Genomic DNA, 20,127 nt, shown 5'->3' with positions numbered 1-20,127 from the left:
CGACAGGCAGGGGCGACTCTATCCCGGCGGATGATCAAGGTCGGCCACGGCTGTGTCACGGTCCCGTCGCAAGGGAAGCGGCCTGGCCCGTGGCCAGTTCGGCCATGCCCTCGGCGAAGGGGACCGCGGGGCGCCAGTCCAGCTCACGGCGCAGGCGGGCCGAGTCGGCGGTGATGTGCCGGACGTCGCCGAGGCGGTACTCGCCGGTGACGACCGGGTCCGGGCCCCCGCACGCGGCGGCCAGCGCGGCCGCCATGTCGCCGACGGTCCGCGGGTCGCCGCTGCCGACGTTGTACGCGGTGAAGCCCTCGGGGCCGGGTCCGGGTGCGGTGTCCGTGTGCGCGGCCTGCGGTACCAGGGACTCCAGCGCGACCGCGTTGGCCGCGGCCACGTCCCGTACGTGGACGAAGTCCCGGCGCTGCCCGCCGTCCTCGAAGACGCGCGGCGCCTCGCCCCGCGCGAGGGAGGACCGGAACAGCGCGGCGACCCCCGCGTACGGGGTGTCGCGGGGCATCCCCGGCCCGTACACGTTGTGGTAGCGCAGCGAGATGACGCGTCCGCCGGTGGCCCGGGCCCAGGAGGACGCCAGGTGCTCCTGGGCGAGCTTGGTCGTGGCGTAGACGTTCCGCGGGTCCGCCGGGGCGTCCTCCGCGACCAGCCCCGGCGCCAGGTCGGCGCCGCAGAACGGGCAGCGCGGCTCGAACCGCCCCGCCCGCAGATCGCTCTCGGCCCGCGGGCCCGGCCGGACCGTGCCGTGGTCGGGGCAGTCGTAGCGTCCCTCGCCGTAGACGACCATCGACCCGGCGAGCAGCAGCCGCGGTACCCGCGCCCGCGCCATCCCGGCCAGCAGCACCGCGGTGCCCAGGTCGTTGGCCGACACGTAGCCGGGCGCGTCCCCGAAGTCCTTGCCGAGCCCCACCTTGGCCGCCTGGTGACAGACCGCGTCCACGCCGGCCAGCGCCGCCGCCACGGCATCCGGGTCCCGTACGTCCTCCCGTCCGTCCACCGCCAGGTCGAAGACCACCGGCTCGTGGCCGCGGTCGGTCAGTTCGTCGACGATGTGCGAGCCGATGAAGCCCGCGCCTCCGGTCACCAGTACGCGCATGCCCCGACGGTAGGCGTCCCACGGCCCCGTGACGTGCTCACCGGGCCGCACGTCACGGATCCGTAAGAACCTCCGGGGAGCCCGTCCGGCCTGCTCAGCGGATGGGGCCCGACAGCGGTCCGGGGAGTGCCGGCATGACCGGGGGCAGTGCGCGCGGGGCGGCCGGGGCCTCACCCGAAGGACCCTGCGCCGACGGCGCCTGGGGCGCGGAGGGCACGGAGGGCACGGAGGGACGGTTCTTCGCGGCCGGATCCGGGGTCTGCGGTGCGGTGGTGCCGCAGAGGGCGCGGTCCCGGTAGTCCCGCATGGCGGCGTCGGCCGGGTGCGGGTCGAAGGCGGTGCCGGCCTCGTTGAGGCGCTGGTACTTCATCAGGTTGTACCCGATGGCGAACTGACGGCTGCCGTCCGGGCTGGACAGGGCCCAGGTGCCGGCACCGAAGACTCCCCCGTCGTGGCCCCAGGCCGGGCCGCACGGCGTGTCCATGGAGTAGATGCCGAGGCCGTAGCGCATGGCCACGGCGCCCGTCTCGTCCTTGACGTCGACGGTGGTGCGCATCTGGTCCAGCTGGCGGCGCGGCAGGATGTCGCCGCCCAGCAGGGCCCGGTAGAAGGTGTTGAGGTCCTGCGGGGTGGAGACGAGGGCTCCGGCGGTGCCGGCCCAGGTCATGTTGTAGTCGCTGTAGTCGCGCGGCGGGTCGATGATCCCGTAGAAGCTCTCGTACATGCGGGCGTGGGCGCCGCGGATGCGCGGGTCGGTGCCGGGGAAGTAGGTGTCGCGCAGCCCCGCCCGCCGGATCACGTCCTGGGTGATCACCCGCTCCGGGTCCTGACCGGTGACCTTGCGGAGCACCTCGCCGAGGAGCAGGTAGTTGGTGTTGGAGTAGGACCAGCTGGTGCCGGGCTCGAACAGCTGCGGCCTGGCCACCCCGTAGCCGATCAGCTCGGCGGGCCCGATCGTGCGGTACCGGTGCTCGTCCAGGCTCTCCGTGGTCCCCTTCAGGAGGGAGGGGAAGGCGTCGCCGATGTAGTCGTGGATGCCGCTGGTGTGGTTGAGGAGCATGCGTACGGTCACCTTGCGGCCGCGCTCGCCGGGCAGCAGCTCGGGCACGTAGTCGCCGGCCGGCCGGTCCAGGTCGACCCGGCCCTTCGCGGACTGCTGGAGGACGGCCACGGCGGTGAAGGTCTTGGTGACGCTGCCGACGCGGTGCCTGAGGTCGGGGCGGACCTTGCGCCCGGTGGCGGTGTCGGCGAGGCCGGCGGCGCCGTCGAAGCGCTCGCGGCCGTCGCGGACCCCGGAGTAGACGCCGTACACGCCGGCCTCCTGGATCGCGTTCAGCCCGGCCTGCAGCCGGGTCCGGTCGAGGCGCCGGCCGGCGTCCGTGCCGTAGGCGCCGGGCGCTTCCCGGACGGCGGCGCTCGCGGCCGGCGCGAGGCCTGCCAGCAGGGCTATGGCGACGGCGGTGGCCGAGGCGGCGCGACGCAGTCGCGGTGCGGATCGGTCTGCGGGACGGATGTGGGGCACGGCGGCTCCTCGTCGGTGGCCCGGTGGGGCCCGGCGATCTTGGTCACTCCCCATTTTTCGCCCCGGCCCGGGGCGCGACCTCGTCCGCCAGGACGAACCGGGCATCAACCTCCAGAAGGAGAAGCACCTTGACAGGCCATTACATTTGTCACGGAGCCCGGCGCGGCCGCGACGTCCCACGGTGCCCCGATCCACGGGCTGTGACTCCGCCCACCCTCCCTTGACCGGAGAAGGAAGGGCTACCTAACTTCGATGTCATGGCCCCCCACGACCGCACCCCTCCCTCCGACGCCTCCGGCGCCCCCGACGCGTCCGAGCTGGTCGATTTCGCCGTCGACCTCACCTCGCAGGAGGTGCTCCGGCGCGCCCAGGTGATGGCGGCCCTCGGCCCGGACTGGGATCCGATGGAGGTGCTCCTCGGCGAGGAGGCCGCCTACGACCTGCTCTATTCCGGGCTCGACGCCGGACAGCAGCGCCTCTACGACGACCTGGTCGCGGCCGGTGTACTGCCCCGCCGGGGAGACGGCCGTGCTGCCGCTTGACCCGCAGGCCGACCCCGGGCGCCGTGCCTGGGTGGCCTGCCCGAGGTGTGCGGACGCGCACGGCTGCGAACCCTGCGAGCAGCGGCGTACCTGCTCCACGCACTGGCGCTACCTGCTCACCAACACGGGCAGCATGCTCCACCTCCAGTGCCCCGGGTGCACGCACGTCTGGGTGCACGAGAGCGGCTTCGGAGCCACCCGCTCCGCGTGGGACCGCGCCACGGACGCCCGGCCCGGCTTCTGACCGGCCTCTGACCGGCCTCTGACCTGCTCCGACCGCCGCGGCGGGGGTCAGGCGGCGGTCCAGCCGCCGTCCAGGGGGATCGAGGCACCCGTGACGTAGCCGGTGTGCGGGCCGCAGAGCCACAGGACGGCCGCGGCGACCTCCTCCGGTTCGATCAGCCGCTTGACCGCGGAGCGGCTCAGCAGCACGTCGGACACCACCTGACCTGCATCGATACCATGGGCGGCGGCCTGGGCCGCGATCTGCCTCTCGACCAGCGGTGTGCGGACGTAGCCGGGATTCACGCAGTTGCTGGTGACGCCGTACGGGGCCCCCTCGACGGCCGCGACCTTGCTCAGCCCTTCGAGGGCGTGCTTCGCGGTCACGTACCCGGCCTTGAACGCGCTGGCGCGCAGCCCGTGCGCGCTGGAGACGTTGACGATGCGGCCCCAGCCGTGCGCGCGCATGTGGGGCAGGGTCCGGCGGATCAGCAGGAACGGCGCGTGCACCATCACGCGCTGCATGAGGGCGAAGCGGTCCGGCGGGAACTCGGTCAGTGGGGCGACGTGCTGCAGCCCGGCGTTGTTGACCAGGATGTCGACGTCGGCGGGCAGCTCCCCGACGGTCTCGGCCCGGGCCAGGTCCACCACGTGCGCCCGCCCGCCGATCGCCTCGGCCACGGTGTTCGCCGCGGCGGCGGCCATGTCCACCACGTGTACGCGGGCCCCGGCCGCGGCGAGCGCCGTGGCGCAGGCCCGCCCGATACCGCTGCCTGCGCCGGTGACCAGGGCGGTGCGGCCGGTCAGGTCGACGCCCGCGGCGGCGGCCGTTCCGTGGGGCCCGGGAGGGTTTCCGCTTGTCATGCCCGGAATCATCCGGGACACCCCCGGGCCGCTCCCATGTGCGCGGCCGCCACAGTCGGACGGCGGGCGGTGTCGGCCGCCGCCAGACCGGGTGACGGACGGCCGACGGCCGACGGCGGCTACGCGGACCCGAGCCGGTCCAGGAGCGGGGTCAGGCCCGCGGGCCGCCGGTCGACCGGGAGGTGGTCGACGAAGTGCACCGGGCAGCCGAGCGCCGCGGCCCCGCCGTCCGCACGGCGGTCGTCCCCGACCATCAGGACATCGGCGGGGGCCAGGCCCAGCCGCTCGCAGGCGGTCCGGAAGATCTCCGGATCGGGCTTCTGGGTGCCCAGCTCGAAGGAGAGCACATAGGCGTCGACCAGTTCGTCGAGTCCGTGCGCGCGGAAGATCGGCCGCAGGTCCCATCCGATGTTGCTGACCACGGCCACCGGGAGCCCGCGGCGGCGCAGTTCGCGCAGGGTCGGTTCCGTGTCCGGGTAGGGGCGCCAGGCAGCGGGGGTCATGTGGCGGTCGTAGAGCGCCTGCGCCAGCCGCGGGTCCGTGATACCCGCGGCGTGGGTCAGGCCGCCGTAGGCGGCCCGGTGCTCTTCGGCGCTGATGTCGCGCCGGCCCCACAGGGTTTCGAGGTGCGCCGGCAGGTGCCGGGGCGACACGCCGCCGGGCAGGGCACCGTACTCGGTCAACCGCCGGACCGTCTCGCCGAACTCCTCCTCGACGCGCGGGGTACCGGTCTCCGCGAGGGCGGCGGCGAGCCACTCCTCGGTCGGCTCGACGCGCAGCAGCGTGCCGGAGAAGTCGAACATCACTCCTTTGATCATCTGCTGATCGTAGTCCGCGATCAGGTGGTCGGGTGCAGCCGGGACGCGACGGACGTGGAGGACGGTGAACCCTCCGGACTCCCGTCGACGGCGGCCAGGGCGCTGCCCGCCAGCCAGGTCCGCCAGTCCACGTTCCAGTCGCCGAAACCGTTGTCGAAGGGGGCCATCTTCGCTCCGCCGCTGTTGACCACCTCCACGATGTCTCCTTCCCGTACGGTCTCGAAGAACCAGGCGGCGTCCTCGGTGCTCATGCCCGTGCAACCGTGGCTCACGTTCTCCTCGCCCTGCGCCTCGACCGACCAGGGCGCGGCGTGGATGTACTCGCCGCTCCAGGTCACCCGGGTCGCGTAGGAGACGGGCAGGTCGTAGAACTCGCTGGTGCCGCGCTGGATGCCGACGGTGTCACCGCGCATCCGCACCTTGGGCTCCTTGCGCAGCACGACCTTGATGCCGCTGCGGGTCCTGAAGCCCGCCTTGCCGGTGGTGACCGGGATCGTCCTGATGACCCGTCCGTTGCGGCGTACGGTCATCCGGTGGGTGGCGGAGTCGGTGACGGCCTCGATCCGGTCCGCGATGGTGAACTGCACGGCGTCGGAGGGGCCGCCGTAGTCGTGGTCCCCGACCTCGACCCCGTCGAGACCGCTGCGCACGCGGACGACGGTGTGGGCGGGCCAGTACGTACGCGGCCGGTAGTGCAGGGTCGATTCGTCGACCCAGTGCCACGCGCCCTCGACATGGGGCTCCGAGGTGACCTGGAGTGCCCGCTCCAGTCGGGCGCGGGCCGGGAGGTCGTCGGCGGGCACCGGGCGGCTCAGGCTCGCCGTCACGATCTCCCCCGCGCCGTACGTGCCGGGGCCCGGGCCGAACTCGGCCGTCAGCCTGCCGTCGTCCGCGGGCGGCGCGGCGCCGGTCCGGAACGCCATGGTCACGCCGACCGCGGTGCCGTCCGCGTCCAGGGCGCCGACCTGCACGGTGTACGTCTCCCCCGCCCGCATCGGCTCGCTGTTCAGCCAGCGCTCGCCGTGCGGGGCGAGCTCGCCGGCCAGATGGCGGCCGCGGCCGTCGCGCACGGTCACGTCCGTGAGGCGGCCGGGTTCCGCGAGGGCGATCTGGAGCGGCCCGCCGGAGTCGGTGGGAAGCACCCCGGTCCGGGCGGTGCGCGCCGTGCCGCCGAGGGCGGGCTCCTTCACGACGGACCCCACCCCGCGCGCGGTGGCCCGTACGCGCTGCTCCTGCCAGCCGCTGCACAGTCCGGGCCGGAACATGCGCACCGCGCACGGCCCTTCGCCGGACTCCTGGCCCTCGTCCAGCACCCTCCCGACCAGCAGGGTGACCGCGGCCTCCCGCGGGGGGCCCGCGGCGACCCCGTCCGCGGTGTCCGTGGCGGGCGCCCGGCCCGGCGCTGCGGCGACGACCAGCATGGCCCCCGTCACCGCAGCCACGGCGCCCCACGCCTTGGTCGGTTGTCTCCGTCGCATTCGTGGCATAGCCGTATCAAAGCGATGGGGCGCCTAAATGATGATCATTCCCTCGGCGCTGCGTCCGAACGGGCATGCAAGAGAACCCGGACGGAGCACAGAACCCGCCCCGGACGGGCGGGGAACGGATTCGGGCTCGATACTCGGATGCCCTCGGGCCCGGCCGCCCGCGACAATGCGGCCATGGCCATCCGCACAGCACGGCTGGACGAGCTGACCCTCCTCCAGGACATCGAAAGGGCCGCCGGGCTCTGCTTCCGGGACATCGGCATGCCGGAGATCGCCGACGACGAGCCGCCGACGCTCGACGAGCTCGCCGCCTGCCAACGCGCCGGGCTGGCGTGGGTGTCGGTCGACGGGGCCGATGCCCCGGGCGCCTATCTGATCGCCGAGTACGTCGAGGGCAATCTGCACGTCGAGCAGGTGTCCGTCCGTCCGGACCGTGCGCGCCGCGGGCTCGGCCGGGGCCTGCTGGAGCACCTGGCGGAGTTCGCCGTGCGCGCGGGCGCGCCCGCCCTGACCCTCACCACCTTCACCGAGGTCCCGTGGAACGCCCCGTACTACGCGCGCTGCGGCTTCCGGCCGCTGGACGACGCGGGGCTCACTCCCGGCCTCCGGGAGATCCGCGCACGGGAGGCGGCTCACGGCCTGGACCGGTGGCCGCGCGTCTGCATGCGCCGGGACCTGTGACGGCCGGCACGCGGACGCGCCCGCCCGTCCTTCTCCGCCGAGCGCGAACCGGCGTCGCGGGTGTGCCCGCGATGTGCTGAGGTGACCTGATGGATCTTCTTGTACTCGGCGGGACCGCATGGCTGGGGCGTGAGATCACCCGGCAGGCACTGGAGCGGGGTCACGCGGTGACCTGCCTGGCGCGCGGCGAGAGCGGCGCCGTCGCACCCGGTGCGCGGCTGGTGGCCGCGGACCGCAACCAGGAGTCCGCCTACGCGGAACTCCTCGACCGTGACTGGGACGCCGTCATCGAGGTGTCCTGGCAGCCGGCCTTCGTCCGCGGCGCGCTCGCGGCCCTGGCGGGGCGGGCCCGGCACTGGACGTACGTCTCCTCCATCAGCGCCTACGCCGACCACGGCACGGTCGGCGCCGACGAGACGGCCGCGCTGCTGCCGCCGGCCGGGAGCGCGTACGTGGGGCGGGAGGAGTACGGCGAGGCCAAGGTCGCCTGCGAGGAGGCCTCGCGCGCCGCGGTGGGAGACCGTCTCGTCATCGCCCGGGCCGGTCTGATCGGGGGCCCGGGCGATCACAGCGGACGGTCGGGGTACTGGGCGGCGCGCTTCGCCCGTGAGGTGGACCAGCCCGTGCTCCTCCCCCGGTCCGCCGACGTGCCGACCCAGGCCGTCGACGTGCGTGATCTGTCCGCCTGGCTGCTGGACCTGGCCCAGGCGGGCACCACCGGGACCTTCGACGCCGTCGGGCCCGTCGTCCCCTTCGACACCTGGGTCGGCCTGTCGGCGCGCGTGGCCGGGTACACCGGACCGGTGGCGGTGGCGGACCCGCAGTGGCTCCTGGATCAGGGCGTCGGGGTCTTCATGGGCCCGGAGTCGATGGCGATGTGGATGCCGGACCCGAAGTGGGCCGGTTTCTGCGCCCGCAGCGGAGCCGCCGCGCACGCGGCCGGGCTGCGCGACCGCCCGCGCTCGGACATGCTGGAGGACCTCCTGCGGTGGGAGCGCGCCGAGGGGCTGGAGCGGCCCCGCCGGGCCGGTCTGAGCACGGCCCGCGAGCAGGAACTGCTCACCGCGCTCGCCGGCGCGGCGCCCTCGGGGCCCTTCCCGTGCGCCGTCTGCGGGAACCTGACCGTCGGGGTGCCTGGGCACCACGAGATCTGCCCCGTCTGCGGCTGGCAGGACGACGGCGGGGACTACCGGGACCCGGACCACTACGTGGGCGGCCCCAACCACGTCACGCTCCGCGCGGCCCGCGAGAACTACCGCGCCTTCGGCGCGAGCGAACGGCGGCGCGTCGACCGGGTCCGGCCGCCGTTTCCCGCCGAGGTCCCGCCCGTGGACGGGCCCCCGGCGCCCTGACGCACCAACCCGACGGCCGGGGACCGGGGCACCGGTGGCCGCTCACTCCAGTCCGTACCGCCGGGCCGACTCCTCCTCCTGGGCCAGCCGGTGCAGCGCGTTCAGCACCGGCTGGAACAGGATGGTCGCCGCCACGGCGGTCTCGACCTTCTCCGCCTCCGAGGGGAAGGTCTCCACGAAGTCCAGGTCGCGCACGGCCACTTGGTGCATCAGCCGTGCGTACGGGGCCATGAGCGCGGCGTCCCACGGATAGCCGAGCCGCATCAGCGTGGCCACCGCCGCCACGAGCGAACGGTGCACCTGGGAGATCCCACCCAGCTCGCGTGCGCTGGACCAGTCCAACGTCCTCAGCAGCTCGTCCACTTCGGCGCGTGCGGCGGCCATGACCGCGTCCCCGCCGTCGCCCTCGGCGCCGTCCGTGCCCTCGCCTTCGCCGTCGGCCGGCCCGGGCTCGTGGGGCAGGGCCCACAGGGCGGCGCCCAGGCGCATCGTCCGGCCCAGGGACTCGTCGTCGACGTGCGCGAGCACCGTGCGGACCCGCGCCACCGGCACCTGGCCGACCTGGATCATCGCGCGTACCAGCCGCAGTCTGCGCAGATGGCCCTCGTCGTAGTCGGCGGTCGTCGCGCCGACGCGGCGGCCCGGCGGCAACAGCCCTTCGCGCAGGTAGTACTTGATGGTGGCGATGGCCACGCCGCTCCGCTCACTCAGTTCCGCGAGCCGCACTCTCTTGAACCTTCCTTTGGAGAGTGCCACTATCCCATCACGTGACGGTTGGACAGCAGCGCTATCCAACAAGGCGATCGGGAGGCCGACGTGTTCGCGAAACCCTTACCGGGCCGTACCACCGCAGCAGCCGAGGGGGACGTCGTCGTCCTGCTCATCGGAATGCGCATCAACCACTTCTGGGCCGTGCACCATTGGGTGCCGGTGATCCTCGCCATGCCGCGCATGCTCCGGGAACTCGCCAGGCAACCTGCCCGGGGGCTGCTCGGCCACGTCCTGCTCACCGCGTCGCCCCGCACGTACTACGTGGTCCAGTACTGGGAGTCCAAGGAGAAGCTGTACGCGTACGCCGCGGCCCCGGACATGCTCCACCACAAGGCCTGGTCGATCGTCAACCGCAAGGATCGCGCGGGGCGGCTGCGCCGCCATGTGGGGCTGTGGCACGAGTCCTACATCGTGCCCGAGGGCTCGTACGAGTCGATCTACTTCGACATGCCGCCCTTCGGGCTGGCCGCGGCCACCGGGGTACTGCCCCTGGAGAGCCGCGGCCGGCGCGCGGCCGACCGGTTCGCGCACCGCTCGCCCGCGGCCGGGCAGGATCAGCGAGCCGGGTGAGGCGTGCGGGCCGGGCGGGCGGGGCCCGCGGTCAACGCCGCGGCCTGGTCGCGACGGTGGCCGCGACGGTGACGGTCCGGACGTAGGTGCCGCCGGGGTCGTGGTCGAGCAGGGCGCGGCGCAGCTCGGCCTCGAAGGCGTCCTTCCGGTCGCCGGACAGGGCCGGGCCGGAGCAGGCGCGGGAGAACTGCAGGCCGACCACCTGGTCCACGCTGTACCGCGTGGACCTCTCCCACGTGCTGGTCTCGACGCGGGAGAACGGCGACTTCGCGAGCCGGTCCTCGACGTCCCGCAGGTCCCCCACGCCCTGCACGTCCTGGACGTCCCGCGCGTCGTACGGTGCGTCCACCCCTCCGAGGAAGCGGGCGCACACCTCGTCGACGACGGCCGGCCAGGCCGCCGCCAGGGAGGTGACGACGGCGATCCCGCCACGTGGCGCGAGCACGGCGTCCAGGTCGGCCGGTACCCGTGCCGGGTCCATCAGGTGGAACGCCCCGCCGATGACGCACAGGTCGATCCGGGGCAGGCACAGCCTGCCGATCCCGGCGGCGTCGCCCCGCAGCCAGGAGATGTTCCCGAGGCCGTGCTCCTCGGCGAGCCTGCACCCTTCGGCGAGCATGGCCGGCTCCGGGTCGACGGCGTAGACGTGCTCGGCCAGCGCGGCCAGCGGCAGGCCGAGCGTGCCCGGCCCGGAGCCGAGGTCCAGGACGGTCCGGGAGCCGTCGAGCGCGAACCGGTCCGCGAGGAGCGCGTAGAGCTCTGCCGGGTACGGCGGACGGTAGCGGGCGTAGTACGGGGCGGCGGACGCGTACGGGGTGCTCATGGGGTCCTCCCGGGCCGGGGTCGCATCCGCCGATGGTGGGGCAAAACCCGGCCCTCGGCAGCGTCTGACCCCGCAAATCCCCCGTACGGATGCCTGCCGTTCACCTCCGGCCCGGGACCGGTCACTTCCGCGGGGTCAGCCGCTCCCACAGGAAGGTGTGGACGAGGGCCTCGTTGAAGGCCGTCTGCCGGTGGTCGGTGGCGCCCGCGTGACCGCCCCCGAGGTGCTCGTGGAAGAGGACGGGATGCCCGTGCTCACGCAGTCGGGCGGCCATCTTGCGGGCATGGCCCGGGTGCACCCGGTCGTCGCGGGTCGAGGTGAGCAGGAGCAGCGGCGGGTACGCGGGCCCCTCCGTCCTGATCCGGTGGTACGGGGAGATCCCCTCCAGGTGCGGCCGGTCGGCCGGGCTGTCGGGATCCCCGTACTCGGCGATCCAGCTGGCTCCGGCCAGCAGCTTGTGGAAGCGCAGCATGTCCAGCAGCGGCACGTGCGCGACGACCGCGCCGAAGAGTTCGGGGTCGCGGGTGAGCATGGCGCCCATGAGCAGCCCGCCGTTGCTGCCGCCCTCGATGCCCAGCTGGGCGGGGGTGGTGATGTCCCGGGCGGTGAGGTCCCGGGCGACGGCGGCGAAGTCCTCGTAGGCCCGGACCCGGTTCGCGCCGAGCGCCGCCTTGTGCCAGCCGGGCCCGTACTCGTGCCCGCCCCGGATTCCCGCGACGACGTACGTGCCGCCGCGCGCGAGCCAGGCCCGTCCGGTGACCGCGCTGTACTGCGGGACCATGGAGATCTCGAAGCCGCCGTACCCGTAGAGCAGGGTGGGGCCCGGGCCCGGGCGGTCCTCGGGTCCGACGACGAAGTACGGCACCCTCGTGCCGTCCGCGGAGGTCGCGAAGTACTGGCGCACGGCGAGGCCGGCGGTGTCGAAGAGCGCCGGGCTCTGCTTGAGGCTCTCGCTCTCGCGGCCGTCGCCGGCCGTGCCCCGGTAGAGGGTGGCGGGCTGGAGGAAGCCGGAGACCTGGTGGAAGTACTCGTCGCCGACGTCCGGGTCCGTGTCGGTGACCGAGGCGGTGGACAGCGGTGGCAGGCCCGGCAGCGGGGCCCGACGCCAGCCGCCGGGGCCCTCGCCGCCCGGGGTGAGGAGTTCCATCCGGGAGGACACGTCGGCGCGGGTGCTGAGGATGAGGTGGTCGCGGGTCCAGCTGTACCCGGCGAGCGCGGTGCGCTCGTCCGGCGTGAACAGCACCTCGGCCTCGCGCTCCCCCGCCCGGAAGGCGTCGAAGTCGAAGGCGAGCAGGCTGCCCGCGGGGTGGCCGAGCCACGGGGACTTGGTGGTGACGGTTAGCCACCGGCGGTGGACCGAGGCGCCCGCGTCGTCCGGGACGTCGATCTTCAGCGGCGGGCCGGCGGCGTCCTCCTGGAGCAGGAAGAGCTCGTGGTTCCAGAAGTCGATCTGCCGGTGGACGAAGTCCCGGGCGAAGCCGGGGGTGTCGTCGTGCCATCCGGAGGCGGACAGGTCCGTGGGCCGGCCCTCGTAGACCAGCTCGGCGTCCGCGAGGGGCGTGCCGCGCCGCCAGCGGCGTACCTGGAGCGGGTAGCCGGACGAGGACATCGAGCCGGCGCCGAAGTCCGTACCGATCCAGACCCGGTCGTGGTCGATCCACCCGATCCGGGTCTTGGCCTCGGCGACGGCGAACCCGTCCTCGACGAAGGCGAGGGTCTCCAGGTCGAACTCGCGCACCACGCAGGCGTCCGCGCCGTCCCGGGACAGCAGGACGAGGGCGTGCCGGTGCTCGGGGGCCAGGACCCGGCTGCCCGCCCAGGCCCACTTCTCACCCTCGGCCTCGGCGAGCGCGTCGAGGTCCAGGAGCACCTCCCAGGCCGGGCGGTCCGTCCGGTACTCCTCCAGCGTGGTCCGGCGCCACAGGCCGCGTACGTGGTCGGCGTCCTGCCAGAAGTTGTAGAGGTGACCGCCTCTGCGGACGGTCCAGGGGATCCGGCCGTCGTCGTCCAGTACCTCGCGCATCTCCTGTTCGAGGACCTTGAATCCGGGCGAACCGGTCAGCTCGTCCACGGTTTCGGCATTGCGCTCCCGCACCCAGGCGAGGGCGGCGTCGCCGGATACGTCTTCCAGCCACAGGTAGGGGTCTTCATCGCTCATCAGGCGATTGTGCAGGAAGCGGCCGGCGGTGTCCGCCGTCCGGCCCTCAGCCGTCGTCGCCCGGCGGGCCGCCGGGCGTCGGGTCGCCGGCCGTCGGGTCGCCGGCCGTCGGGTCGCCGGCCGCCGGACCCTCGGGCGCGAGGCGGGCGTCGCGCAGCGCCGTGTGCACCGACCAGGTCACCGAGACCAGCGGGACCGCGACCACCGCGCCGACCACCCCGGCGGCGATGGCCCCCGCGACCACCGAGATCGCCACCACCAGCGGGTGCAGACTCACCGCCCGGCTCATCACCAGCGGATGCAGCAGATGGCCCTCGATCTGGCCGATGACCACGATCAGCGCGACCACCAGGCCCGCGACGAGCGGCCCCTTGGCGGCCAGCGCGACCACCGCGGCGACCGCCAGCGCGACCGGCGATCCGACGAGCGGGATGAACGCGGCGAAGAACTCCAGCAGGGCCAGTGGCACGGCCAGCGGGACCCCGAGGAAGTACAGCGCCAGGCCGACCAGGACCGCGTTCGTCGCCGCGACGAGGATGATCCCGCGGGTGTAGCCGGTGAACGTACGCCAGGCGGCGGCGCCGCCGATGCCCACGCGGGCGCGGACCGACGGGGGCAGCTGCGCGCAGAACCAGGACCACTGCCGGTCGCCGCCGTGCAGGAAGAAGAAGGAGGAGAAGGCGGCGAGGGCGAGCACGGTCAGGACCTGTACCAGGCGCCCGGCTCCGCTGAGCGCCTGGCTGAGCAGCGTGGAGCGGTGGCTCGAGACGTACTCGCCGAGGCGGGACTGGAGGTCGGTGAGCGCGTTCGGGTTCAGCCGGAAGGGCGGTCGCTCCAGGTACTCCTCGATGCTGTCGAGTCCCTCGCGGAACTCCCGGGCCAAGGTGGTGCTCTCCCCGGCCACCGCCGTGCCGACGAGGGTCAGTACGCCCAGCAGGACCAGCGCGCTGCCGAGGAGGGCGACGGCGACGGCGACCGACCGGGGCAGGACGCGCGCGAGGCGCCGGGTCGGCCACCACAGCAGGGCGGCGACGACCAGGCCGAGGAAGAGCGCCACGGCGATCTCGTGGAACTTGCCGAGCACGGAGAAGAGCGCGTAGACGGCGGCGCCGACCACCAGCAGGCGCCAGGCGTACGACGCTGCCGTACGCAGGAACGCTGACACCGGCGGCATGTCCCATGGGTGCCACCGCGGGCCCGTGATGCCACGCGCAGGGCTCCGGATTCGCCCGTCCGTGACCGATACGGGGCGTGTACACGGAAAATGCGTTGCCCCGGGCCGGACGTCCACGGACGATGGCATCTCGTGAGCACTTCCCGGTGGGCCGCCATACTGCCCGATTTCGCCCCGTTCCGTTCCGGTCGTGAGTTCAGGCTGCTGTTCTACCAGGGCACGGTGACGTACTTCGGCTCGTTCATGGCCATGATCGCGCTGCCGCTGCAGATCAAGCACCTGACGGACTCGCCGCTGGCGGTCGGTGCCATGGGTGCGGTGGAGCTCGTCCCGCTGGTGGTCTTCGGGCTCTACGGGGGCGCCCTCGCCGACGCGGTCGACCGGCGCCGGATGATCCTGCTGACCGAGGCCGGGCTCGGGGTCCTCGCCCTGGTGCTGCTGGTGAACGCGCTGCTGCCGGATCCGCTGCTGTGGCCGCTGTACGTGGTCGCGGCGGGCGTGTCGGCGCTGAGCGGGCTCCAGCGGCCGGCCCTGGACTCGCTGATGGCGCGGATCGTGCCGCACGATCAGCTGACGGCCGCCGCCGCGCTCAACGGGCTGCGCTACCAGTTCGGCGCGATCGCCGGTCCGGCACTGGCCGGTGTGGTGGTCGCGTTCGCCGGTCACGCCGCGGCCTACTCCGTCACCGTCCTCGGGTTCCTCGCCTCCGTACTGCTGTGCCTGCGGCTCAGTCCGGCGCCGCCGGTGAAGGGCGCCGAGCGCCCGTCGCTGCGCGGCATCGCCGAGGGCGCGCGGTACGCGTGGAGCCGGCCCGTGCTGCTGGGGACGTACGCGGTCGACCTGGCGGCGATGTTCTTCGCCTTCCCGAACGCGATCTACCCCTTCCTCGCGGACGAGCTCGACGCGGTGTGGGCGCTGGGCCTGATGTACGCGGCCGGGGCGGTGGGCTCGCTGGTGCTCGGCATGACCAGCGGCTGGATGTCCCGGATACGCCGGCACGGCCTGCTGGTGGTGTTCGGGGCGGCGGTCTGGGGCCTGGCGGTCGCGGGGGCCGGCGCCTCCTCGGGCATCTGGCTCGTGCTGCTGTGCCTCGCGGTGGCGGGCGCGGGCGACATGGTGAGCGGGCTGGGCCGGGCGACGATCTGGAACCAGACGATCCCGGAGGAGCTGCGGGGCCGGCTCGCGGGCATCGAGGTGCTCTCGTACAGCGTGGGACCGCAGCTGGGACAGGTCCGGGCGGGCACCATGGCCGGCTGGACCGGCACCCGTTCGGCCTTCTGGGGCGGCGGGCTGGCCTGCGTGGCCTCGGTGGCGGTACTGGCCGCCCTGCTGCCGAAGCTGATCTCCTACGACGCCGACACCGACGAGGACGCGCTGCGCCGCCGGGCGGCCCGGGAGGCGGAGCCGAGCGGGGCGCCGGTCTGAGACCCCGCGGGGTCTCAGACGCCGGGGGTGGCGGTGAGCCGTCCGTCGGCGATCGCGGCGGTCAGCAGCGCGTGGTCGGCGAGGGTCCGGTCCGCGTAGCGGAGCGCGAAGCCCGCCACGGCGCGGTCGAAGGTGTCGGCGCCGCCGAGGTAGCCCGCGATGGCGATGCGGTCCCCGGTACGGGCGTGGGCGCGGGCCAGGGTTCTGCCGCACAGCTCGGCGTACCGCCGCAGCAGGCCGGGGGACATGCCGGCGACTTCGGCCGACCCCTTCATGTCGCGCAGCTGCCGGCCGTAGAAGTGGCGGCCGGCGGGTCCGGTCGTCCAGCCGAGGAAGATGTCGCCCGCGGCCTGCATGCGCCGCTGGCCTGCGACCACCCGGTGCCCTTGGTGATCGTGCCCGTCGGCCGGGAGGTGGCCTTGCAGGACGGACGGCACGGCCTCCTTGATCTGCAGGAAGAGCGGGTCGTCGGCGTCGCGGCCGAGCAGCAGCACGATGAAGCAGCGGGTCCCCACGCTCCCGACGCCGACCACCTTGCGTGCCGCGTCAGCGAAGCGGAAGCGGTCGAGCAGGAGGCGGCGTTCCTCGGCGAGGGTGCTGCGGTACGTGCCGAAGATCCGGTCGACCTCGCGTGAGTCCGCCCGGGCGAGCGGCTCCAGCAGCGGGGGGTCGTGGATGATCCGCCGGCGCCCGTCGCGGACCTCTGTGAGCTTGCCGAGCGCGTGCAGGCTGGTACGGCGGCGGGCGCGCGCCAGGTTGGCCTCCACCCGGTCGCGCATTTCGGGCTTGCCGATGAGGGGCGGCAGCTCGGCGGTGTCGATCCGGTGGTACCAGACCTCCAGCTCGCGGTGTCCGGCGAGCTCCCGGATCGTCCGGCGGTAGGCCCGGGCGGCGCCGAGGGCCGCCTGCGCGGCGCGGTCGTCGCCGTGCCCGTTGTCGCGGGCGGCCACCGCGACGCTCGCGGCGAGCCGTTTGACGTCCCATTCGAAGGGGCCCGGGAAGGTCTCGTCGAAGTCGTTGAGGTCGAAGAGCAGGGCGCGTTCGGGTGAGGCGAACATGCCGAAGTTGAGCAGGTGCGCGTCCCCGCACAGCTGGACGGTGAGGCCGGTCTGCGGGCCGGTGGCGAGGTCGGCGGCCATGACGGCCGCGGCGCCGCGCAGGAAGGCGAGCGGCGATGCCGCCATTCGGCCGTAGCGGATCGGAAGCAGCTCGGGCACCCGGTCGGCGCCCTGGCGCTGGAGTACCTCGACGGGGTCGGGCCGGTCCGGCGCAGCGGTCCACCGCCCGTGCGCGGCCCGGCCCGTGATCTTGCGGACGGCCCGTCCGCGCCGGAGCCGCTCAGCTGGACTGGTCATGCGCCGCTCCTCGTCGCCGGTCCCCCTCATCCTCGCCGCACGGATCCGGTCGCGCATGTCGCCGAGCCCGGAGCGGTCCGGGAGGGCCCGGGTCAGCCCTCCTTCTCGGCGAGGATCCGGTCGGCCGCGTAGTGCGGGCAGTTGAGGGTGTGCCAGGTCACCGACAGTGACCCTGCTCCGGTCCGTAAGGTCCGCACCACTCCGTCGGCGGCGGTGGCCTTGCAGAAGGGGCACATGACGGTCTCCGGGCGCAGTAGATCGAACATGCCGGGTCCTTCCCGCAGCTTTCTCACACCGGACCAGTCCAGAACTATCAAATCCGGCGCCATTCGGCCGCAGTACCCACAAGTACGGATGGATATCCGGGGCCAAGGCCGTACGGAAAGTGGGGCGGGAGGAGAAACGGGAGGCAGCCGCGGGAGCCGGCCCCGGCCACTGAAAGCCGTGTGGCGGACCGGAGTTCGCCCTCGGAGAGCAGCGGCGCGGCCGGGTCCGCCGTCACCCGGGCGAGGCGGGTGACGTCGTACGGGTTGCGCGGGACCGGGACGGTGACGGGGAGGTGGGCGGGTACCCTGCCCGGAGGTCACTCGCGAGGAAACACGACCTTTCAGTTCGCGCAGTCCGTGTCCCGGGCCGGGCGGCGGCCGGTCGTGAGGAACTCGGTGACGGCCCGGTTCCCGCAGGCGTTGCCATTGCCGAGGTACAGCCCGTGGCCGCCCTGCTCGACGGTGACCAGGCGGGCGCGGTCGCCCAGCGCCTCGCGCATCTTCAGGGCCCCGAAGAGCGGGGTGGCCGGGTCCCGGCGGCTCTGCAGCATGAGGATGCCGGAGGGGCCGTCGTCGGTGATCCGGGTCGGCTTCTGCGCGGGCGTCTTCCAGAAGGAGCAGGGCAGTACGTTCACCGGCATGCCGGCGGTGAGCGGATGCCGGGCGCGGTCCTCTTCGACGGCCCGCCGGTAGGAGGCCATGGGCACGTCCGGCCATGCCACGTCGTTGCAGATGACGCTGACCATGAGCGCCGCGTCCTCGTTCCGGATGGGCGCGGCGAGCTCCCTCGGGAGCACCGGCGTCCCCGCCGGGTCCTGGGCCGACCGCACGAGCCGGGCGAAGGGGGCGAAGGCGGCGTCGGCGTAGAGCGCGTTCTGGAGGGCCTGGCGCAGGCCGTTGCCGGTCAGCGGCACTCCGGGGGTCGTCGTCGCCCTCGGCTCCTGGTCCAGTCGGGCCGCGAGCGAGACGAGGAGAGGCTCCACCCCCCGTGCTTCCCCGGCCAGCCGCAGGCCGTCCAGGTCCCGGTCGGGGTGGGCCGCCCAGGCGGCGAAGTCGGGGAGGCGGTCCGCGGCGCCCTGCGCCATGTTGGCCAGCCAGCCGCGGGCGACCCGCTTCGGGTCGGGGTCGCCGCTGCTGTCGAGGACCCAGCGGTCGGTGTGCCGGGGGTACTTCTGCGCGTAGACGGCGCCCACGTAGGTCCCGTACGAGGTGCCCCAGGCGGAGAGTTTCCGCTCGCCGAGCGCCTCGCGGAAGCGGTCCATGTCGCGGACCTGGTTGGCCGTGGTGAAACTGCGCAGTTCGGGGCCGCCGTTGCGGGCGCAGGCCTCGGCGATGCGCCGGGACCGGGCGATGTTCTCGGTGATCTCGCCGTTCGGGCCCGGCCAGGACCGCAGGCTGGTCAGGTACCGGTCCTCGGGGGCGAGGTCGCAGCTCGCGGTGGTGCTGGCGCCCACTCCCCGGGGGTCGAAGGCGACGAGGTCGTAGGCCCCGCCGAGCTCGCGCCGCAGGGCGTCGCCCTTCTGCGTCAGGCGCTGCACACCGGATCCGCCGGGTCCGCCGGGGATGACGACGAGGGTGCCGCGCCGGGCCTCGGGGCGGTCGCTGCGGATACGGGAGACGGCGACGGTGAGCTGTCGGCCGCCGGGGTCGTCGTAGTCGAGCGGGACGGGCAGTTCGGCGCACTCCTGGGCGGCGAGGGCGTCCGGTTGGGTGCAGCGGTGCCATGTGAGCTGCGGGGCGGCGGGTGCGGTCCGGGCCACGGCCGGTGCGGCGGTCGCGGTCAGGCCGGCCGCCACGGTGGCCGTGGCGAGGGCGAGGAGCATGGCCTTGTGCGGGTAAGTCGTCATGGCGCAAGCCTTGTTGATCTCGCCGCGGGGCCCCATCCGGCCTGCCGGTCGGCCGCCGGTGGGGCTACCCCCACTCCCCGCGCCCGGCCGGCTCAGGGCAGCGGTACGCCCCGGGCCGCGATCCAGAGCTCGTACCACTCCTCGTGCGTGAGGTCGGGTTCCCGCAGCGCCGCGTCGCGACAGGCCCGGATCCGCTCGGGGCGCGCGCTGCCGATGACGGGCGCGACGGCGGCGGGGTGCCGCATCAGCCACCACAGCAGAACGGTCTCGGGCGTGGTGTCCTTCCGCCGGGCCAGCTCGGCCAACAGCGCCGCGGTGGCCCGCTCGGCGGGCGTCTCCTCACGGCCGGTGAAGCGGCCCTGTGCGAGCGCGCCCCAGGCCTGGAGGCGGATGCCGTGGTCGCGGCAGTGCTCCAGGGTGCCGAAGGGGAACCCGTTCCGCGCGGAGTCCGGCGTGTTGAGCAGCACTCCGGCCTCGACCCAGGCACGGCTGTGCAGGCTCATCTCCAGCTGGTTGGCCACCAGCGGTACGTCGAGCCTGGCCTGGAGGTGGGCGATCTGCGCGGCGCCCATGTTGGACACGCCGAAGCCCCGTACGAGGCCCTGGCGGTGTAGGGAGGTCAGCGCGGAGGCTATCGAGTCCACGTCCGCCAGCGGATCGGGGCGGTGCAGCAGCAGGACGTCGATCACATCGGTCCGCAGCCGGGTCAGGCTCTCCTCGACGCGCCGCGTGATGCTCTCCCCGCGCAGGTCGTACATCCCGGGGCGGTCCTTGTCGCCCAGCCGGATCCCGCACTTGGTCTGGAGCGTGATCCGCTCGCGCAGGCCCGGGGTGCGCGCGAGCACCTCGCCGAAGACGGCCTCGGCCTTCCCGTGCCGGTAGATGTCGGCGTGGTCGAAGGTGGTGATGCCGCTGTCGAGGGCGGCGCCGACGGCCGCCTCGGCGGCGTCGATGTCGGCGGGCCCGTACGGGTCGGTGTCCCAGCTGCCGCCCAGTCCCATGCACCCGTACAGCACCCGGTCGCCTCCGGGGCTCGTGTTCGCGTTCGTCACGGCCCCAGCCTAGGCGGTGTCCGAGGTGCGTCCGACAGCGTCCGGCGAGCCCGCGGAACGCCTCACACCGGGCCCGATGCACGGTCTGACCGG

19 protein-coding genes are annotated in these 20,127 nt (G+C 73.8%); 6 read left to right on the top strand and 13 right to left on the bottom strand.

The window, feature by feature from the left end; genetic code table 11:
• Positions 1-55: 55 nt before the first annotated feature.
• Both Sspor_RS37735 and Sspor_RS37730 read right to left on the bottom strand, forming a co-directional pair.
• A complete protein-coding gene (locus Sspor_RS37735) occupies positions 56-1,105 on the bottom strand; it encodes an NAD-dependent epimerase/dehydratase family protein (protein WP_202203131.1) in 1,050 nt (349 codons plus the stop codon).
• A gap of 94 nt (positions 1,106-1,199) precedes the next feature.
• Complete coding sequence (locus Sspor_RS37730) at positions 1,200-2,618, bottom strand: serine hydrolase (RefSeq protein WP_372499804.1); 1,419 nt, start codon at positions 2,616-2,618, stop codon at positions 1,200-1,202.
• Between the two features lie 266 nt (positions 2,619-2,884).
• Here Sspor_RS37730 and Sspor_RS37725 point away from each other — a divergent pair, with 266 nt between their 5' ends.
• Together Sspor_RS37725 and Sspor_RS37720 are read left to right on the top strand one after the other, a co-directional pair.
• Positions 2,885-3,169 carry a DUF6400 family protein gene (locus Sspor_RS37725; protein WP_202203130.1) on the top strand — a complete coding sequence of 95 codons (285 nt, stop codon included), beginning with the start codon at positions 2,885-2,887 and terminating at the stop codon, positions 3,167-3,169.
• Complete coding sequence (locus Sspor_RS37720; RefSeq protein WP_202203129.1) at positions 3,156-3,413, top strand: hypothetical protein; 258 nt, start codon at positions 3,156-3,158, stop codon at positions 3,411-3,413. Before Sspor_RS37725 ends, Sspor_RS37720 begins: the two co-directional genes overlap by 14 nt.
• 47 nt (positions 3,414-3,460) lie before the next feature.
• Here Sspor_RS37720 and Sspor_RS37715 read toward each other — a convergent pair whose 3' ends face one another.
• The 3 genes from Sspor_RS37715 to Sspor_RS37705 all read right to left on the bottom strand — a co-directional run bounded on the left by Sspor_RS37715 (position 3,461) and on the right by Sspor_RS37705 (position 6,515).
• On the bottom strand, positions 3,461-4,255 hold the full coding sequence (locus Sspor_RS37715) for a 3-hydroxybutyrate dehydrogenase (RefSeq protein WP_202203128.1): 795 nt from the start codon (positions 4,253-4,255) through the stop codon (positions 3,461-3,463).
• A gap of 119 nt (positions 4,256-4,374) precedes the next feature.
• Entirely contained in the window at positions 4,375-5,073 is a 699-nt protein-coding gene (locus Sspor_RS37710) for an HAD family hydrolase (protein ID WP_202203127.1), read from the bottom strand.
• Between the two features lie 20 nt (positions 5,074-5,093).
• Complete coding sequence (locus Sspor_RS37705; protein ID WP_237404203.1) at positions 5,094-6,515, bottom strand: L,D-transpeptidase; 1,422 nt, start codon at positions 6,513-6,515, stop codon at positions 5,094-5,096.
• 219 nt (positions 6,516-6,734) lie between these two features.
• On the opposite strand from Sspor_RS37705, the gene Sspor_RS37700 reads away from it, so the two are divergent.
• Positions 6,735-7,241: a GNAT family N-acetyltransferase gene (locus tag Sspor_RS37700; RefSeq protein WP_202203126.1), complete on the top strand. Its 507-nt coding sequence runs from the start codon at positions 6,735-6,737 to the stop codon at positions 7,239-7,241.
• Positions 7,242-7,330: 89 nt separating this feature from the next.
• Positions 7,331-8,593 carry a CPCC family cysteine-rich protein gene (locus Sspor_RS37695; protein ID WP_202203125.1) on the top strand — a complete coding sequence of 421 codons (1,263 nt, stop codon included), beginning with the start codon at positions 7,331-7,333 and terminating at the stop codon, positions 8,591-8,593.
• Positions 8,594-8,635: 42 nt separating this feature from the next.
• Here Sspor_RS37695 and Sspor_RS37690 read toward each other — a convergent pair whose 3' ends face one another.
• Complete coding sequence (locus tag Sspor_RS37690) at positions 8,636-9,319, bottom strand: MerR family transcriptional regulator (RefSeq protein ID WP_202203124.1); 684 nt, start codon at positions 9,317-9,319, stop codon at positions 8,636-8,638.
• A 90-nt stretch (positions 9,320-9,409) separates the two neighbouring features.
• Here Sspor_RS37690 and Sspor_RS37685 point away from each other — a divergent pair, with 90 nt between their 5' ends.
• Positions 9,410-9,934 (top strand): DUF4188 domain-containing protein, encoded by a 525-nt coding sequence (locus tag Sspor_RS37685; RefSeq protein WP_202203123.1) that lies wholly within the window; start codon positions 9,410-9,412, stop codon positions 9,932-9,934.
• A gap of 31 nt (positions 9,935-9,965) precedes the next feature.
• Here Sspor_RS37685 and Sspor_RS37680 read toward each other — a convergent pair whose 3' ends face one another.
• The 3 genes from Sspor_RS37680 to Sspor_RS37670 form a co-directional block, all read right to left on the bottom strand.
• Positions 9,966-10,757 carry a class I SAM-dependent methyltransferase gene (locus tag Sspor_RS37680; RefSeq protein WP_202203122.1) on the bottom strand — a complete coding sequence of 264 codons (792 nt, stop codon included), beginning with the start codon at positions 10,755-10,757 and terminating at the stop codon, positions 9,966-9,968.
• 121 nt (positions 10,758-10,878) lie between these two features.
• Positions 10,879-12,915, bottom strand: coding sequence for a prolyl oligopeptidase family serine peptidase (locus tag Sspor_RS37675; RefSeq protein ID WP_202203121.1), 2,037 nt, complete (start codon positions 12,913-12,915; stop codon positions 10,879-10,881).
• Between the two features lie 46 nt (positions 12,916-12,961).
• A complete protein-coding gene (locus Sspor_RS37670) occupies positions 12,962-14,089 on the bottom strand; it encodes an AI-2E family transporter (RefSeq protein WP_202203120.1) in 1,128 nt (375 codons plus the stop codon).
• A gap of 90 nt (positions 14,090-14,179) precedes the next feature.
• Here Sspor_RS37670 and Sspor_RS37665 point away from each other — a divergent pair, with 90 nt between their 5' ends.
• Positions 14,180-15,514, top strand: a complete 1,335-nt coding sequence (locus Sspor_RS37665) for an MFS transporter (RefSeq protein ID WP_202203119.1) — start codon at positions 14,180-14,182, stop codon at positions 15,512-15,514.
• 14 nt (positions 15,515-15,528) lie between these two features.
• Here the strand turns inward: Sspor_RS37665 and Sspor_RS37660 are convergent, their stop codons facing one another.
• The 4 genes from Sspor_RS37660 to Sspor_RS37645 form a co-directional block, all read right to left on the bottom strand.
• Positions 15,529-16,869: a DUF2252 domain-containing protein gene (locus Sspor_RS37660; RefSeq protein WP_202203118.1), complete on the bottom strand. Its 1,341-nt coding sequence runs from the start codon at positions 16,867-16,869 to the stop codon at positions 15,529-15,531.
• A gap of 92 nt (positions 16,870-16,961) precedes the next feature.
• Positions 16,962-17,135 carry a hypothetical protein gene (locus Sspor_RS37655; RefSeq protein WP_202203117.1) on the bottom strand — a complete coding sequence of 58 codons (174 nt, stop codon included), beginning with the start codon at positions 17,133-17,135 and terminating at the stop codon, positions 16,962-16,964.
• Positions 17,136-17,476: 341 nt separating this feature from the next.
• The gene (locus Sspor_RS37650; protein ID WP_202203116.1) at positions 17,477-18,982 is read right to left on the bottom strand and encodes an alpha/beta hydrolase; all 1,506 of its coding nucleotides are present in this window, start codon (positions 18,980-18,982) and stop codon (positions 17,477-17,479) included.
• Positions 18,983-19,074: 92 nt separating this feature from the next.
• Positions 19,075-19,983 carry an aldo/keto reductase gene (locus tag Sspor_RS37645; RefSeq protein WP_202204095.1) on the bottom strand — a complete coding sequence of 303 codons (909 nt, stop codon included), beginning with the start codon at positions 19,981-19,983 and terminating at the stop codon, positions 19,075-19,077.
• Positions 19,984-20,127: the final 144 nt, after the last annotated feature.

The sequence above is a fragment of the Streptomyces spororaveus genome (assembly GCF_016755875.1).
Classification (GTDB): domain Bacteria; phylum Actinomycetota; class Actinomycetes; order Streptomycetales; family Streptomycetaceae; genus Streptomyces; species Streptomyces spororaveus.
The sequence above is the reverse complement of the archived record's forward strand: the minus strand, read 5'-3'. Positions and strand labels throughout refer to the sequence as shown.

Coding starts and splice junctions, on each gene's coding strand:
- Sspor_RS37675 (WP_202203121.1), bottom strand. CDS start 12,915: ATGAGCGATGAAGACCCCTACCTGTGGCTGGAAGACGTATCCGGCGAC.
- Sspor_RS37665 (WP_202203119.1), top strand. CDS start 14,180: ATGCGTTGCCCCGGGCCGGACGTCCACGGACGATGGCATCTCGTGAGC.
- Sspor_RS37650 (WP_202203116.1), bottom strand. CDS start 18,982: ATGACGACTTACCCGCACAAGGCCATGCTCCTCGCCCTCGCCACGGCC.
- Sspor_RS37725 (WP_202203130.1), top strand. CDS start 2,885: ATGGCCCCCCACGACCGCACCCCTCCCTCCGACGCCTCCGGCGCCCCC.
- Sspor_RS37695 (WP_202203125.1), top strand. CDS start 7,331: ATGGATCTTCTTGTACTCGGCGGGACCGCATGGCTGGGGCGTGAGATC.
- Sspor_RS37715 (WP_202203128.1), bottom strand. CDS start 4,255: ATGACAAGCGGAAACCCTCCCGGGCCCCACGGAACGGCCGCCGCCGCG.
- Sspor_RS37655 (WP_202203117.1), bottom strand. CDS start 17,135: ATGTTCGATCTACTGCGCCCGGAGACCGTCATGTGCCCCTTCTGCAAG.
- Sspor_RS37670 (WP_202203120.1), bottom strand. CDS start 14,089: ATGCCGCCGGTGTCAGCGTTCCTGCGTACGGCAGCGTCGTACGCCTGG.
- Sspor_RS37735 (WP_202203131.1), bottom strand. CDS start 1,105: ATGCGCGTACTGGTGACCGGAGGCGCGGGCTTCATCGGCTCGCACATC.
- Sspor_RS37710 (WP_202203127.1), bottom strand. CDS start 5,073: ATGATCAAAGGAGTGATGTTCGACTTCTCCGGCACGCTGCTGCGCGTC.
- Sspor_RS37680 (WP_202203122.1), bottom strand. CDS start 10,757: ATGAGCACCCCGTACGCGTCCGCCGCCCCGTACTACGCCCGCTACCGT.
- Sspor_RS37645 (WP_202204095.1), bottom strand. CDS start 19,983: ATGGGACTGGGCGGCAGCTGGGACACCGACCCGTACGGGCCCGCCGAC.
- Sspor_RS37700 (WP_202203126.1), top strand. CDS start 6,735: ATGGCCATCCGCACAGCACGGCTGGACGAGCTGACCCTCCTCCAGGAC.
- Sspor_RS37660 (WP_202203118.1), bottom strand. CDS start 16,869: ATGACCAGTCCAGCTGAGCGGCTCCGGCGCGGACGGGCCGTCCGCAAG.